This is a genomic window from Aliivibrio kagoshimensis (assembly GCF_050337105.1).
GTDB classification, from domain to species: domain Bacteria; phylum Pseudomonadota; class Gammaproteobacteria; order Enterobacterales; family Vibrionaceae; genus Aliivibrio_A; species Aliivibrio_A kagoshimensis.
In genome coordinates this window covers 1-15,565 of record NZ_JAKJSQ010000013.1, presented here as the reverse complement: position 1 = coordinate 15,565, position 15,565 = coordinate 1, and the positions used below count along the sequence as shown (strand labels likewise).

17 protein-coding genes are annotated in these 15,565 nt (G+C 40.6%); 8 read left to right on the top strand and 9 right to left on the bottom strand.

Features of this window, described 5'->3' with window-relative positions:
• The first annotated feature begins 49 nt into the window (after positions 1-49).
• From L4C32_RS06540 to L4C32_RS06530, 3 genes are all read left to right on the top strand, one after another.
• On the top strand, positions 50-478 hold the full coding sequence (locus L4C32_RS06540) for an MAPEG family protein (RefSeq protein WP_428196063.1): 429 nt from the start codon (positions 50-52) through the stop codon (positions 476-478).
• Positions 479-593: 115 nt separating this feature from the next.
• Complete coding sequence (locus L4C32_RS06535; protein WP_428196062.1) at positions 594-1,211, top strand: LysE family translocator; 618 nt, start codon at positions 594-596, stop codon at positions 1,209-1,211.
• 29 nt (positions 1,212-1,240) lie between these two features.
• On the top strand, positions 1,241-1,687 hold the full coding sequence (locus L4C32_RS06530) for a GNAT family N-acetyltransferase (RefSeq protein WP_428196061.1): 447 nt from the start codon (positions 1,241-1,243) through the stop codon (positions 1,685-1,687).
• Positions 1,688-1,748: 61 nt separating this feature from the next.
• Here the strand turns inward: L4C32_RS06530 and L4C32_RS06525 are convergent, their stop codons facing one another.
• The 5 genes from L4C32_RS06525 to L4C32_RS06505 all read right to left on the bottom strand — a co-directional run bounded on the left by L4C32_RS06525 (position 1,749) and on the right by L4C32_RS06505 (position 7,329).
• Positions 1,749-2,597, bottom strand: a complete 849-nt coding sequence (locus tag L4C32_RS06525; RefSeq protein WP_428196060.1) for a MurR/RpiR family transcriptional regulator — start codon at positions 2,595-2,597, stop codon at positions 1,749-1,751.
• Between the two features lie 320 nt (positions 2,598-2,917).
• Positions 2,918-4,561, bottom strand: coding sequence for a pyridoxal-dependent aspartate 1-decarboxylase PanP (panP, locus tag L4C32_RS06520; protein WP_428196059.1), 1,644 nt, complete (start codon positions 4,559-4,561; stop codon positions 2,918-2,920).
• Positions 4,562-4,781: 220 nt separating this feature from the next.
• A complete protein-coding gene (locus tag L4C32_RS06515) occupies positions 4,782-5,294 on the bottom strand; it encodes a hypothetical protein (RefSeq protein ID WP_428196058.1) in 513 nt (170 codons plus the stop codon).
• 119 nt (positions 5,295-5,413) lie between these two features.
• Positions 5,414-6,301, bottom strand: a complete 888-nt coding sequence (locus L4C32_RS06510) for a LysO family transporter (RefSeq protein WP_428196057.1) — start codon at positions 6,299-6,301, stop codon at positions 5,414-5,416.
• Between the two features lie 101 nt (positions 6,302-6,402).
• A complete protein-coding gene (locus tag L4C32_RS06505; protein WP_428196056.1) occupies positions 6,403-7,329 on the bottom strand; it encodes an HDOD domain-containing protein in 927 nt (308 codons plus the stop codon).
• Positions 7,330-7,636: 307 nt separating this feature from the next.
• Between L4C32_RS06505 and L4C32_RS06500 the strand changes: the two genes are divergently transcribed.
• Positions 7,637-8,221: a TfoX/Sxy family DNA transformation protein gene (locus L4C32_RS06500; protein ID WP_428196055.1), complete on the top strand. Its 585-nt coding sequence runs from the start codon at positions 7,637-7,639 to the stop codon at positions 8,219-8,221.
• A gap of 42 nt (positions 8,222-8,263) precedes the next feature.
• Here the strand turns inward: L4C32_RS06500 and L4C32_RS06495 are convergent, their stop codons facing one another.
• The 3 genes from L4C32_RS06495 to L4C32_RS06485 form a co-directional block, all read right to left on the bottom strand.
• Positions 8,264-8,815: a hypothetical protein gene (locus L4C32_RS06495; protein WP_428196054.1), complete on the bottom strand. Its 552-nt coding sequence runs from the start codon at positions 8,813-8,815 to the stop codon at positions 8,264-8,266.
• Between the two features lie 224 nt (positions 8,816-9,039).
• Positions 9,040-9,540: a response regulator gene (locus L4C32_RS06490; protein ID WP_428196053.1), complete on the bottom strand. Its 501-nt coding sequence runs from the start codon at positions 9,538-9,540 to the stop codon at positions 9,040-9,042.
• Positions 9,541-9,542: 2 nt separating this feature from the next.
• Complete coding sequence (locus tag L4C32_RS06485) at positions 9,543-11,558, bottom strand: ATP-binding protein (RefSeq protein ID WP_428196052.1); 2,016 nt, start codon at positions 11,556-11,558, stop codon at positions 9,543-9,545.
• Between the two features lie 111 nt (positions 11,559-11,669).
• Between L4C32_RS06485 and L4C32_RS06480 the strand changes: the two genes are divergently transcribed.
• Positions 11,670-12,971, top strand: coding sequence for a DUF945 family protein (locus L4C32_RS06480; RefSeq protein WP_428196051.1), 1,302 nt, complete (start codon positions 11,670-11,672; stop codon positions 12,969-12,971).
• A gap of 188 nt (positions 12,972-13,159) precedes the next feature.
• Here the strand turns inward: L4C32_RS06480 and L4C32_RS06475 are convergent, their stop codons facing one another.
• The gene (locus L4C32_RS06475; RefSeq protein WP_428196116.1) at positions 13,160-13,270 is read right to left on the bottom strand and encodes a phage integrase N-terminal SAM-like domain-containing protein; all 111 of its coding nucleotides are present in this window, start codon (positions 13,268-13,270) and stop codon (positions 13,160-13,162) included.
• A gap of 265 nt (positions 13,271-13,535) precedes the next feature.
• On the opposite strand from L4C32_RS06475, the gene L4C32_RS06470 reads away from it, so the two are divergent.
• The 3 genes from L4C32_RS06470 to L4C32_RS06460 form a co-directional block, all read left to right on the top strand.
• Positions 13,536-14,063: a GNAT family N-acetyltransferase gene (locus L4C32_RS06470; protein ID WP_428196050.1), complete on the top strand. Its 528-nt coding sequence runs from the start codon at positions 13,536-13,538 to the stop codon at positions 14,061-14,063.
• 33 nt (positions 14,064-14,096) lie between these two features.
• On the top strand, positions 14,097-14,546 hold the full coding sequence (locus L4C32_RS06465) for a hypothetical protein (protein WP_428196049.1): 450 nt from the start codon (positions 14,097-14,099) through the stop codon (positions 14,544-14,546).
• A gap of 141 nt (positions 14,547-14,687) precedes the next feature.
• The coding region (locus L4C32_RS06460; protein ID WP_428196048.1) for an SIR2 family protein at positions 14,688-15,565 on the top strand (878 nt) is incomplete at its 3' end.

The following is a 15,565-nucleotide window of genomic DNA, read 5'->3' as shown; positions in this document are numbered from 1 at the left end:
TTGATATTCAACAGTTGAAGTCACAATCGGTTAGGGTAGTATGAAGCTTATGTCTACTCTTATATTTCAACCTGTTATTGCGTTAATGGCACTGACGTTTATCGTGTGGTGTTATATGTATTTTTTGCGTCTGAATTATGTCATCGCGAATAACATTCCAACCAGAAAGCTAGAAACTCCGGAGCAGTACCATTCGGTGCTGCCCACCGCCGTTAACAAACCTTCGAATAACTTGAAAAACTTATTTGAAATGCCAATCCTTTTTTATGCCCTCTGTGCGCTATCTCTCTCAATCAACGCCATCGATATGTTTCTTATTTATCTTGCATGGGCCTTTGTGGTGATGAGGGGGATTCATAGCCTTTTACACTGCTTTTCTGAAAACGTGACGGCTCGATTTTTCGCCTATTTTGTGTCCAGTATGATCTTGTGGATAATGGTAGCTAAGTTTTGCTACACCGCGGTCATGCTGAACTAGATAACATGAGTCGTTGAACAATCATGTGGTTGTGGTTCTATTTTTAACGCGCTAAGGTGTGCATTGTATGCGATATGTGACATGTCGTGAGTTATTATAAGCAAAGGAATGTTTAATGGTCAGTATTGAGTTTTTAATGACCTCTTTAGTGGTTGTATTGATACCCGGTACAGGAGTGCTTTACACGATTGCGACAGGGTTATTTATGGGGAAAAGAGCCAGTGTGTCTGCCGCTTTTGGGTGTACCCTTGGAATCGTACCTTCTCTATTAGCCAGTATTATGGGTTTGGCGATTATCATGCATACCAGTGCCATGGCGTTTCAAGTGGTTAAGTATATTGGTGTTGCTTATTTACTGTTTTTATCTTGGTCTATGCTGCGTTCAAGCGGTGCATTAACGTTAAATGAAAACCAAGAGAAGCAGGGGTTAGCCGCCGTGGCGTTCAAGGGGTTTTTGATTAATATCTTGAATCCGAAATTAACCATTTTCTTTCTTGCATTTTTACCGCAATTTATCCCATTACAGGCTCAGCAGTCCACCTATCATATGATGTTATTAGGGACCATTTTTATGTTGATGACCTTTGTTGTGTTTGTGGTCTACGGTTTACTCGCAACCAGCGTTCGTCACTATATTATTCACTCGGAAAAAATAAGCATCATCATTCAGCGTGTTTTTGCCGGTAGTTTTGCCGCGTTAGGTTTGAAGTTGGCGTTTACCTCCCGTGATTAAAAGGCAGCAATAGCAGCATGATAAAAAAGATGAACCATTCTAATAAAGAGGTGGCGAAAACCATATTTACACTCTTTCAGCGCTCATATCAAATGGAAGCGGATCTTATCGGAGTGGTAGACTTCCCACCATTATCAAGACGTTCAAATGATATTGAACAGGTCAGCACACAGTTCTACGGCTTTTATGAAAATGATGTTCTAGCTGCAGTGATAGAGGTTGAGATTGAAGATAAGCAATTAGACATACACAGTTTAACGGTGGATCCTGCGCATTTTAGAAAAGGTATTGCCGGCAAATTGATCCATTTTGTTGTGGATAAAATGAACTTTTCGCAAGCGATAGTAGAAACGGCAGCAGCAAATATCCCTGCAATCAATTTATATAAAAAGCATGGATTCGTTGAGTGTAAACAGTGGACGCCATCGCATGGTATTCCCAAAGTAGCACTGTTACTCGATAATTCAATGTTGTAGGTGAGTAAGAGCAAGCGTTCATTAAACTCAACGTTTTATGAACGCTTATATCGTTTTATGATTAGTTTGACTTGTCGTATCGAGAATCTTTCAGTGCTTCTTTGACACGTTTCAGATTGTCTCTGAAGCCAACGCCTCGGCGCAGAGTAAACCCTGTCGCTAATACATCAATAACCGTCATCTGTACCACACGGCTTGCCATTGGCATGTAGACATCAGTATCTTCTGGAACATCAAGGCTTATCGCTAAAGAAGAGGCTTTTTCTAGTGGTGAACCACTGGCGGTTACCGCAATCACGGTAGCACCATTTTCTCGAGCGAGTAGGGCAACGTCCACTAAGCTTTTGGTTCTTCCGGTATGTGAAATCACCACTACCACATCATTTTCGGTACAGTTCATACAGCTCATACGCTGCATAACCACATCATCGAAGCAGATGATTGGGATATTAAATCGGAAGAATTTATTCTGTGCATCATGAGCAACAGAAGCCGAAGCGCCTAAACCAAAAAATGAGATTTTTTTCGCTTGGGTGAGTAGGTCTACTGCGCGATTGATCTGCATAGGGTCGATGCTATTTTTAGCAACATCTAAACAGGCCATTGTCGATTCAAAAATCTTATGCGTGTAAGCATCAGGGCCATCGCTCTCTTCAACATTGCGATTTACATATGGTGTACCGTTGGCCAAGCTTTGTGCTAAGTGAAGCTTAAAATCTGGAAAGCCTTTTGTGTCAAGACGACGACAAAAACGGTTTACAGTGGGCTCACTCACATCAGCCAATTTAGCCAATGTCGCAATGCTTGAATGTATTGCGGTTTGCGGGGAAGTTAAAATGACTTCAGCAACTTTTCGTTCAGACTTACTAAAGTTGTCTAAACTTTTTTGAATTTTCTCTAATGTGTTCATTATTCCTGTCTTAATTCATAGGTTTAGAGAGTGACTGTTTATTATTGTTTATGTAGTCAATTGTTATAGTGAATTATACTACTTAACAGCACATCGCCCCTATTAATAGATACGATTATGGACAGCTTTCTATTGGGTTTATGACAAAGATCTACTTATGACTTTCAGTTTTGTAAGTTTTAYGCAAAAAAACGASCGATTTTTATGACTTTAAAGTAATTAAATTTCTTTTTATGATGTAATAAAGGAATAAATTTACATAATTGATGTATTAAATTGAAAGCTGAAAGGGTTCAGCTTTCAATATGAACCCGTATTAATTAGCTTAATATCTCTTTTGATAGGGTAATCAACTGGGGAAGGCATATGGTACTGGTTGCGGCAATCTCACGCTCTTCAGCGAGAACTCGTCGCAGAATTTCATTAGTGGTTAATGGATTAGCAAGAACCACTCTAAAGACGACGGTATGACGCTTATCATATTTCTGCGGTGTCAAACGAGTCCTTGATACAAAAGACTTACCTGATTCACGTTGGCGCTTTTGTATGAATTTGGTCAAATCATTCAATAATGAGTGGAGGGTATCGGTCTGTTCTGATGTCGCAATGTCGAGTGCTTGCTTAACCAATTCAGGAACATAACGGTAAGTTAATATACATAGTTCAGGCTCTGTGATCAGCTCAAAATCATTTTGTGCATTAATCAATGAGGCAAAGAAACGGGCTTTCTCAAGGCTTTTATCAATCAACAGTTCGTAACCAGGACGACTGATAATATGAAAACAGGAGTAGAGTAACATCGCCATGCCACCACGTGAGCCTTCAAGCGTATGACGGCCTAAATCTTTCGACCCTTTTCGTAAAATATACTCAGCATGATGTTTCACAGAGGCCATTGCTGTGGGATCTTTAAACAGGACCATCCCTGCACCCATTGGCAGATAGAGCTGCTTATGAGCATCGATCGTTACAGAGTCTGCACGTTCAACCCCTTTAAGCAGAGAGCGATGGGTATTCGACATTAGCGTTGCACCGCCCCAAGCTGCATCCACATGGAAGTGACACCGCTGCTGCTGAGCAATATCGGCTAATTGGTCAAGGTTATCTATTGAGCCTGTCTCTGTGGTACCCGCAACACCAATAATGGCGAGGGGTTTAATGTTCTGTTGTTTTAGCTGTTCAATCTTAAGGGCTAAATCATCAAGACAGATTCGGTTGTTATCATCGGTTTTCACAGAAACGACGGCATCAGCACCAAGGCCTAATACGTCGGCGGCTTTTTTCAAAGAGTAGTGACCGCGCTCAGAGGTTAAAATGGCTAACCCTTCACACTGATAATGCTTGAGTGCTTTAAATAGGCCTTCTTTGGCAACCCCTTGAAAATCGCCATCGGCTTTTAATAGGTTATTTCGAGCAACCCACAGCGCGGTAATATTAGCAATGGTGCCACCGGAGCAAAAAGCTCCAAGAGAGTGATTGGCGCTGTGCATCCATTGAGAATAAAAGCCCTCTTGTTGGCCAAAGATAAGCTGATGAAGCATACCTAACACTTGTCTTTCTAAAGGGGTAAAGGCTTTAGACGTCTCGACTTTAACCAAGTTTTGATTCAGGGCAATCATGATCTTGGATAGTGGCATTAAAAAGTAGGGTAGAGCAGAGGTCATATGACCAATAAAACTGGGTGCCGAGGTATGAACGGATTGGCCGACTAACGTTTCTAAAAGGTGTTGCGTATGCTCCGACACATAGGTTGGCATTTCCGGCATGCTAGGATCGGAAAAGTCCTTCTCAATTTCTACTAAGGGCTTCTCTTCGGCCACAATGTGCTCACGAAGGAATTGATTTAGATTTTGAGATAGTCGTTGCTCGATCTGCCCAAGTGTTGAGTTAGGGGCCTCAGGAACTGTGAAAATACGCAGTAAACTTTCGAAACTGGCGTTAGCAGGTTTATTATCCGATACCATGGTCTTTTAATGCTTATCTTAGTGTAAAACAGGGTTCATTATGCATAGTGGTACTTACCTTTTTTGTTGTTATTTTGCGGTAAGAGAGCACAATTTAGTCGAAATAGTAGGGAATGTCTTGTACTAATTGCATGAAATAAACTTGCTTGGGTAAATATCAAACAGTGACATTTTGAATTCTTTACCCAAACAACGGTGTTAATTAGCCAGTCGTGAACGGTTAAGGGCAAGTCACTTCTGAGATTGCACTCATTTTATCGTTATAGCTATTAAGAGGAGCTTCAATCGCTTTTGGATCGCTAAGCAGATCTGCAAACGCAGAGCGCAGTTCATAGTTTTGCTGATGCGGGTTGCTTTGACGATCGGTAAAGGTGATTTTAGCTATCTTGCCAAGCTCATCATCTCTTTCCGCTAATACTTTGATCTCTTTCTGTTCCAGCTGAAGCCAAGACTCGACTGGTTTTTCTAAAGAGACATGGCTCGTATCGTTCACCAGGTAGAAATCGACAGCGACTCTGTTCAGTTCGAAGTGATGCTTACGACCTTCTAAAAACCATGTCCCCACTTCGGCTAACGATGGATCTTTTTTGACGGTGAGCTCAATGAGTGAGTTATACCAGCTAAGAGAGGCGTCCACATAGGCGTGGTACTTTTTGCTATTACACTGAGTGTCAGCAGCAGATGCTGTTGTCGAGAGAAGAAGCAGTGAACATAGGGCTACAACGTATTTCATTGGTATTCCTTACTGGTTAAACGAAAGTCTTCTTGAGGACAGGATTTTATGCTTATGAGGCTGTAATAGAAAGCAGAGATCGAATAAGTTGCGATCTCTGACAGTTCTTGTTAAATCTTTTATAAAGAGACAAAAAATAACATTAATATCGGTACCAGTAAGCTGAGAATAAATCCGCTAACAATAGCAATAGGGACACATTTTATCCCACCGGTATTTTGAATAATGGGGAGGGTAAAATCCATTGCAGTGGCACCGGCATAACCTATCGCAGTGGAAGGGTAACGTTGGATCAGCACTGGAATCAACATTAATGCCACTAATTCTCTAAGCAATTCAAGCATAAAAGAAGCACCACCATACACAGGCCCTAGTGCATCACCCATTAAAATGCCGGCTAGTGAGTACCAGCCAAAACCAGAAGCCATCGCCAGTCCATAATTAATTGGGATATCCAGAATGAGTGCAGCAATCACTCCTCCCATTAATGAGCTCACAATAACCACAGCAGCGATGCTTAACCCTTGCTTGTTGACTAAAATTTGCTTCAAGGTTAATCCACTGTTTCTCAATTGAATACCAATCAAAAAAAGAAGTAATAGAAGAATCATTTCACTGGCGGTATCGACCCACGAGAGATCGATATTGATGAGTAATCCAACCACAAGACCTAAGGCGACCACAACAATCAGTTTGACTGACTCTAGTGCCATTGTTGTCAGAGGGACTTTGTTCTTTTTGTTTTCAGACTTGATAGGTAAAAATCGGTCGATCAGTGGTAAAATGGCGAGATTAAATAAACCAATCGAGACGAAAAAGACCAGTGTGTATTTAATTATCTGGCTGAGATTCTGATTGAGGTTGTCTAATCCTGCTAGACTTAGGCCCATTAGCGAAAGGATCACTAATATCAATCGATTGGTATTAGTATTGATTTTATTAAGCGTGTCATCATTTGATACTGGGATCAAATAGCCAAGTATCAATGGTAAAAAAATGTATAGCATCCCTGACAACTCTGACTTCCTCTATCAGCGGTTCAAAAAACAAGAGATTATCACACTTATTCTTACTGACAATAGTGAAAGTGGAATGATTGACAGAATCTCTACAAACCGCTTTGTTTAATGACCTCTTTTATACGGCTTCGGAAGTCGGCATCAGATAGGTTACTCAATTCATAGAGTGCTTCCGCGCCCAATGCGGTGATCTCTACATCATGTTCATCAATAGAGCTATCATCACTTCTGAACATTAATAGATGGTTAGCCATGCGAGCAATGTCTAAGTAACTGACGGATTCACTCTGGTTGGAGTTGGTTGTCTTATTGGTCGCAACATCAATGAAGTCTTGATCAAATCCCCATAGTGATAACACAATTTTACTCACGTATGAGCAGCGTGAATTGAATATCTGGGTCGCGATATCAAAGCTTAGGTAGTTCCCTGCGTTCTGATATTCGTAATACTCACTGATCAAACAGAAAATGCCAATATCAGCCAATAAACCGGTGAGTAGGGCTTTTTCAGGCTCTAGAGTAAAGGTATCGTCCAGCTCTTTGTGCTTAATCATGCTTTGACAGACGAGGGTCATCACCGCGGCAAAATCACGAGACGATAAGGCACTTTTTTTCAGTAGTTGGTTACATTCCGCATTGAGGTTGGTTGAGTTTTTTAACTCCTCAATCGCTTGGGCGGTCACTAAATCTCTTACACGATAGATCCCTAAACGTGAAACCGCAGTAACGGCAGAGTTGCAAGTGATGTTACTGCGATTAAAAACGGCAGAATTAGAGACACGAATCACATTGGCAGTTAAGCCAGGATCAGCGAGTAACGTCTCGGCCACCTCTTTGATGGTTGCACTCTCATTGGAACTCAATTGTTGAATTTTAATAACAACATCTGGAATGGGAGGCAGAACAATGTTGTTCGATAAAATAGATTGTTCGACTAACTTACAGAAATCAGATTTGAGTGCGTCAATCTGTTTCTCTTTGTCGGGTTGTAGCCAATAAAAAGATAGATGATTCATAATGTCTTTGCCTAAATGCCGTTGCTATATTCTACCGAATCATTAGAGAGATCAAAACATTATTTATTATTATTGCCTATTGATTTTGATAAGTTTGTCATTCATTGACCTAGCATAATCGCCGAACAATCTTGTTGTGATTTATCTCGACAGTACGGTGTTCACAACAATGAATAAGGTTATAAAATTGAGAGCCAAATCAGGTTATTTATGAATTTTAGTGCTTGTGTTTTTTAACTAGATAGTCTTTCTAAGCGATTTCTACAACTATCTTTTTGAATATGTGATTGGTTCTATTCAAAAGGAGATGGACGTGAAAGGAAGACACTGTAAATATTGTATATGCATTGAGAAGATGACCTCTTATACCAAACGGTCGATGTTTGGTGGTATAGGTTTGTTTCATGGTCACGCGATGTTTGCGCTCATTTTTGAAGGGATTATTTATGTGAAAGGGGGTGGGAAGAATTGCGAAGTATTGAAGCGATATCACTGCAAACCTTTTCAGCATGTCAAAAAGCGATCCGTTGCTACCATTAACTATTTTGATATCAGCGCCCTCTACGAACAAGATCAGGCTCTTTTTAAGCAGCTAATCACTAACGGTATTGATACCTCTTTTGAGGAACGAGCCTGTCGACACTCTTTAAAGCGATTACGTGATCTTCCCAATATGCAGTTGCGGTTAGAGAGGATGTTAAAAAAATCGGGGGTAAAGGATGTCTCGATGTTTGAAGATTTAGGGGCGGTAGGAGTATTTAAAAAAGTGAAAAAAACTTATCAAGAGGATATTGATATCACACTATTGTGGAAATTTGCAGGAGCGATTCTTGGTTGCCACTGGTCGTTAATACGAGAGGAGGAGAAGAGTGCGTTGTTGCAACAGATATGAAAAAAGCCTCGTAGAACGAGGCTTTTATTTATCCAAACAGGCTTAGAACTTAAAGCGAGTAGATATCAGAACGTGATCGTCATAAATGCCGTTGAAACGACCTTCGACACCCATAGAGAACAGTTCTGTTGAGTGGAAACGAGCATATACCGAACCAATCGTACTCTCTCTTGAGTCGATGGATACATGGCCAATTTTGCCACCAACTTCAAGCTGTGGCCCTAACCATTGGCGTACACCTAGGTTAATCTCTAAACCAAGCTCACCGTTATTGTAATGTTTATTATCATCAACCAATCTTACTAGCATTTCACCAGTAATGTCTGCCCAGTTATTAATTGGGGCATGAAATCCAACACCACCAGATAGATCGTAGTCACTTTCAAATTCAGAGTCGACAGTGGCGACCAAATGCGCATTTGGGTGAATAGACTTACTAAAGCCACCACCTAAAGTGATTGGGTTTGCACCGATACGCGCTTCGGCATAGTCGTAGCTGAAGTTACTCATTACTGTTTGGCTTTGATTATCCACAGCCGCATAGAGTGAAGATGAAGATAAAATAAGAGCTGTTGTTAAAAGTATTTTACGCATGATATCTAAAACCTTGCTAATTCTATGGAGCATCCCTTCACGCTCCCAATGTGGGTGGATAATACCAGAAACCGTTTAATATCTACATGTAATCAAACCATTTCTTAAGGTAAAAATATATATTCCTCACAAAAGTTGTCTATCCCGCGGTGTGGAAGTCAAATTTTTGTCATGAAGATTATGACTATTGTTAAGCAAAATGAGTACCAATTTTACAATGTTGGTTAATCACTGCCCAGTTCGCTTCGGCGTTGGTTGAGAGTGTCAAATATTTTGACGGTATCCAGCACTCTTGCCCAAGGCATTAAGTCTTTTTCATTTTCAATCATGTAGTTAGTTAACTGATCTGTCACCGTTTTAAGCAGTGAGTCTCCATCCCAAGGTTTGGTAATAAAGTAGTCTAAACAGGCAGAGTTTACCGCTTGAATTGTGGCTTCTAAATCGGCTTGCCCTGTGAGTAACAGTTTTTTTGCATGCTCAGTATGTTCTTGTTTCTTTAAGGTTATAAGGAAGTCGACACCGCGATATTCCGGCATGATGTGATCGCACAAAATTAACGCCAGAGGCATCCCTTCGATGACTGCATCCGCAATAACTTCCTGGGCTTCTGACACGGATTCGGCGGCTTCAATCACAAAGTACTCTTCTAAGGGAGAGAGATCTTGAATGACACTATCGAGTACGTCTCTCTCATCATCGACACATAAAATGAGGTATTTTTTCATGGTTAACTCCTTGTAGAATGTGGTGTTGCGCCATCACTTAAGGGCAGTAACGGAGAGTGAAGTGGTAAAACGACCGTCATTTTTGTAAACATCTCCGGCTCTGATTCTACTTCAAACCAGCCACCGTGGTGTTTTACAATTTGCTCACTGACAGAAAGGCCAATGCCAAGTCCAAAGTTACCTTCTCGTTTGGTGGTGTAGTTAAGCTCAAAAATTTTATCGATTATCTCTGGTGGAATGCCGTTTCCATTATCTTTAAATGAGACACTCAAATAGTGGTGACTCTCTTTACGGATGATCTCTGTTTTAATCTCAAACTCACCATTTTTGGGAAGTGCATCAATCGCATTGGAGATAATATTGGTCCAAACTTGCTGCAGTGCAAAGGGTTGGCAGGGGACTTCGGGAATATCAGAGTAATGTTTAATGACATTGTGGTGTTTAAGGCGATTTTCAAAAATGATCAGAGTATCTTCAATGCCTTCATGAATATTAACAAAATGAATAGTCTCATCGTCTTCTCGAGCATACCCCTTTAGACTCTTCACTAAGTCAGCAATACGCTGCGCACAAATCGACATAGAACGGATTGTATTGCCTGCTAAGGAGTACTGTTCCCACTCGGTTACGGTCTCTTTAAATTCGTCACCTAATTGAGCCTGAAATTGTCGGATTTTTGCCTCATCATCCAGCCCCATCTGTACCATCTTTTTTGCAACCACTCTATCTTTGACTAGTGATTCTATCTCTTTAGCTCGAACACGAGTCACTGAGGTTGATGTGGGGTTGCTAACCAAACCATTTTTAAATACATCACTGCCTATTTGCTGGATGTGGTCGGGAAGGGGCGAGTTGATCAAATGCGATATCTTCTGTTTTAAATTATCGCTGCCTCGAATAATCGCTGAGATAGGGTTGTTCAACTCATGGGCGACCCCAGCCACCAGTTGACCTAACACTGCCATTTTTTCGCGTTCGATGAGTTGTTGATAGGCATTATCTAAAGAGGTAACAGTTTGCTGTAACTTTATCTTGGTTTTGATGCTGCCTTGCAAGCGTCGATTAAAATGACGCAGCAGTAGGTTACTAAACTGTGGCAGTAACTCTGAATTGTTGTGCATGATCTTACTAAATAGAGTTCTATCGAGCTTGATCACCTTAGTTGAGGTGAGCGTAATCGCGGTTGAGAACGAGCGCTCACCGGAGACAAAAGACATGCTGCCAACGATATTGCCACTTGAGTATTGAACTACCTCATGTTGCTCGCCATCATCATCGGATTTATACAGTGCAACTTTCCCTTCGGCAATAAACCATAAAAATCGATTCGGCTCTCCCTCTTTGGTGAGCAGATGGTTTTGATGGTAAGTCCGACAGGCCCGCGTTTTGTCGTTATCTTTGAAAATGTCATAGAGGGTGGTGATAACCTGCTGAGCCAGTTCGGTATCATCAATATTGTGATAGTCGTTAATAAACCCCGCTTGAAACTGACTCATCTTTCGAACGATATGGGCCTTGAGAATTCTCTCTTGATCTAACAACTCGCTGTATTTTAACCAATCGCCATGATCATTTTCTAAGATAAAGGTGGTCAGCTCATGGATGATAACAGGTAGGTGCTGCTCGCTATTCCATGCTGACTCGAAGCAGTGGTCTAAACGTCCTTGGTTGACGACCCTGAGAACATCACCCATGGTGTAGTGATCACTGATGAGAAGTTTTCGGGTCTTTTTTGTCTGTTGCGGGTGATGCAATTGAATCAAAAAATCGAACGTTTTATTCTGCTCAGAAGCCCCACCACACACCACAAGCGCAATCTCAGTTTCAGATTCACTCATTGAAAGCACGACATTCTCTGCCTCTTGATAAGAAGAGGTAAAGATCAGATTGAATCTCGATTGTAAAAAGGAAAAATCACTTCTTATCGCATCAATCTCAGCGGCATTGGTATTAAGGCAAAGAATGGAGTATTTGATCGCTGCTACCCTTGTAACGTTAATTGAGTTAAACCATACCATTGTTCATAACAGTGAGGTGAGAGCTTGGTTTGAATTCTAAAAAATTGAATGGTATTCAAGAGGATGTTAATTCGATAAACTGAAAATATCATTCAAAAGCGATTACTAAATATGAAAGAATTAAAGAAATATGCAGCTATAGGTGGTGCGATTGCCATCGCCGCGTGTTGGCCATTTGCTACTGGTCAAATTGGTCAATCAATCATGACAGATACGATTGCCCATTATGATAACCCCGTTGTTTCAATTGAGCTGCTTGATTACGACAGAGGGTACTTAAGCTCTACTGCTGTATCTAAAGTGACCATCACCGATCCTGTCATTGCCGAACAGTTTCGAGCAGATGGGCTGCCGGAATCGCTTACCTTTAATCATCAAATTCATCATGGTCTCATCTCGATTGATTCGGTCAGCCACTTAGATGTGCCGCCCGAGCTGGAAGAATTCTTAGCGGATATGGACATCAAATTTGAATCGAGCAGCCAACTGAGTGGTTCGACGCACATTCAGTTCACCTCTAAGGCCAAATCCATTCAGATGCCAGCAGAGCTTGAATCAGGTATAGAGCGTATCGATGTGAGTCGCTTCACCTTAGATGCCGATATTGATAGAGATGGACTTAATGGTTTCTCTTATCATCTGCCGGCGTTAGATTTTGTTTCCGATCTTGGTGAAAAAATTAATCTGTCCGGCTTTTCTGGTGAAGGGAAGGGCAGCAGTAATGGGGCGTTTTGGGTTGGCACCAATGACGTTTATCTAAAAGAGGCTTCTATTACATCAGGAACTGAGAGTGGTGTGTTGAAAGGTCTTAGTTACAAAAACTCGACCTCATTGAGTGAAGAGAGTCAACCAGGTAGTGATGATCAAAAGGTAAGTTCAACCAATACCTTTAAATTAGGCTTACTGGAATCAGGCCAAGATAAAGTTGAAAATGCGCGCTTGAGTGTGACCTTTTCTGAGCTTGATTACGCGGCATTAAAAAAGATGTTTGCCACTTATAATAAGCTGCAAGAGAGTCAAGATCAGACGGTTATTTCAGAGCTTGAGTTAGCCATTAATCTGCTTGTTGCTAAGGGATTAAACCTATCAATTGATGATTTTGGTGCGACGATAATGGGCGGAGAGTTTAGCAGTAAGTTAGACTTGATGCTGCCGGCGGGAACACCAAGAGCATCACAAGACGCCACAAAGTTGGTTGCAAACTTGCGTGGTAGCTCATCGGTCTCTATCTCTAAGTCATTGGCAGAAAATAATCCAATCGTTCAGTTAATGCTTGATGAGCAGTTAGAAAAAGGTGTTGTGGTAGACAGTGGTGAGCAGTATGAATTTACCACTGAGATCAAAGAGGGCTCTGCAACACTATCTAATGGTGAGCAAGTACCACTGTTTATGGTGTTAGCCCCGTTCATGTAATTTACTGTTTCGCTAACAAACAATAGCGCACACACTATGTACTTGGTGTGTGCGTAAGTTGATGATACAGAGCGCTTTGCACTCCATCCGCCCTATGTTTCCCATCTTTTGCATCCCAAACTTCTATACCAAAAAAGTCAAAATCAATGTCTTTTATTCGTAAGCGCGACTCAAGTGATAATGGCCTTTTAATTATCATGCACCTCTTTTGGGTGCTTCTTATGATGAAATAAAATGTAGCGCTTAATCCACTGTAAATAATTTTTAATAGTAGATTGCCTAAAACGTTTTAATCGCATCGTTTCTTCAATAAAGCCTAGATAAGGAGAGCTCATAAATATGTTCCATTTACTGTGTGTTTGTACAGTTTTATGGAATGCCTACTTTCTACAAATCAAAGCCTACTTTCTACAAGTGAAATTTATAACTTTGCGGTAAAGCACTAATTTTTAGAGATATRYATGATACGSTAWGACAAATTTRTGAGTGATAAGATGCAAAATGCATTGTTTAAACAATGCATTTTGCATCTTATTAAGCTGTTATAAAGCCTAAGGAAGTATCGTGAATATCTCAGGTAAGAGAATCAAACTAGCTCCATTTGATGAGTCAGATAAAGAACTTTTTATACAAATATCAATATGCCCATTTATGATGGAACATGTCTACGACCCATTTACCTATGAAGACGCTGAAAAAGCTTTTGAAGCAAAATCTCAAAAATGGAACTTAGATAGTTCAGGTTGGCTAGCCTTAGGAATAACAGATTTATCATCTGGTGAAAAACTAGGAAATATAGGTCTCAAAATTGTAAATCATACGGCAAAGATAGCAGAAGTCGGTTTTATGATTAAGCAACAAGCTCAAGGTAAAGGCATTGCTTCGGAAGCTCTAGAACTTGTTAAAAACTTTGCATATAAAGAGCTGAAATTAAATAAGTTAGTTGCTACATGCTCCGTTAATAATGAAGGCTCTTATCGATTGCTAGAAAAAATAGGCTTTATTCGTGAGGGGTGTTTACAACAAAACTCATTGATAAAAGGTCAACGCATAGATGATTATATCTATGGGTTGTGTAAATCGGCTTTATAACGAGGCGTTATACGCAGTAAGGAATTCTAAATCGTGCAAATAATTAGCATTGATGATTTTCCTCTCAAATGGAGATGGACTGAAGAACAGTATCGCTTACTTTCTAAGGAAGAGCTCGCTCAGATTACTCCATTAGCGCCAGTATCAGCTAAAGATGTGTGGGAAACTTCGTTAACATTCGCGTCAGACAAAAGTGATTTTTCACCAAGCAATGAACTTTTCACTGATATAGCGAGTATCGAAGCTACAGATGAAAATACAGTTAGGAAGTGGCTCGCAGGTAAAATTCCTAATTGTGAGGTTATTGTCTCCTGGCAACCAGATACAGCAGTTCTAACAAATACAGAATTGTTTATTCAGTACTGGGATGACTTTTGCTATGGTGCAAGTGATGATGTTTCTGTCTGGCCAAAAGATAAATCATGGATAATTCACTACTTTCACGAAGAAGTATTTTGGTATGGTAAGTCAGCAATCGTATAACAAGGGCAAGCAACGGACTCGTCAAACTGTCACTTGTTTTGCAAAAAGCCGCAAAACAAGCGCCAGTTTAACTCGCCCCTGTTGCCGGCGTTACAACGCTCTGGTTGCCGCTTCGGTACAACTCTATAAGAAGGAAAGAAAATGGATGATTTGATTGATGACGAGTTGTTCTTGCAAGTAGAGGAACACTTGAAGTGTAGTGAGCAAAGTTGGCTACTCGGTGCAGGAATAAGTTTCGACGCTAAATTACCACTTATGTACCCTTTAACGAATAAAGTTAAAAAGGATGTAGAAACTAGTCATAAGAAATTATATGACGATATTATCACTCCACTATTTGAAGAGTTGCCAGAGCAATGCCACATAGAGCATGTTCTTAGTCATCTTGGCGACTATGCTGCGTTAGCTGAAAGAAACAAAGAAAAGAAAACAGTAATTAGTGGGGGAGAAGTTGAGTTAGCTACCTTAGAAGAAGTACATAATACAATTCTTGAATCTATCTCAAATGTTATCCGATGCGGCTATGTTGAAGGCGATGATGAAGCGGCAGATGAAGAAGGTACGTTGTCAGAGCCAATTGTCGATATTGAGTCCCATTTAGAGTTTATCGACACTCTGTTTAATCATGCATCTGCTGGTGTTCATGAGCGAAGAAAAACAGTTAATATTTTCACAACTAACTATGACACTCTTTTGGAAGATGCATTAGCACTGAACAAAGTGCCGTATTGGGACGGTTTTGCTGGAGGAGCTGTAGCTCACCGTACTCAGAGATATGGCGAACTAGCACCAACAAATGGACAGCGCGCAAACTTAATCAAGATGCATGGGTCGATAGATTGGTTTCTTTGTGACAAAGGCTATGTCTGGCGAGTTAGGGACAATGACCGCTATCCCAAGGCAGATCGTCGCGTTCTAATTTATCCTCAAGCAACAAAATACATTGCTACTCAGCAAGACCCGTTTGCTTCTCAGTTTGATTTATTTAGAAAATCTCTAAATTCTCGTCAAAGTAATAC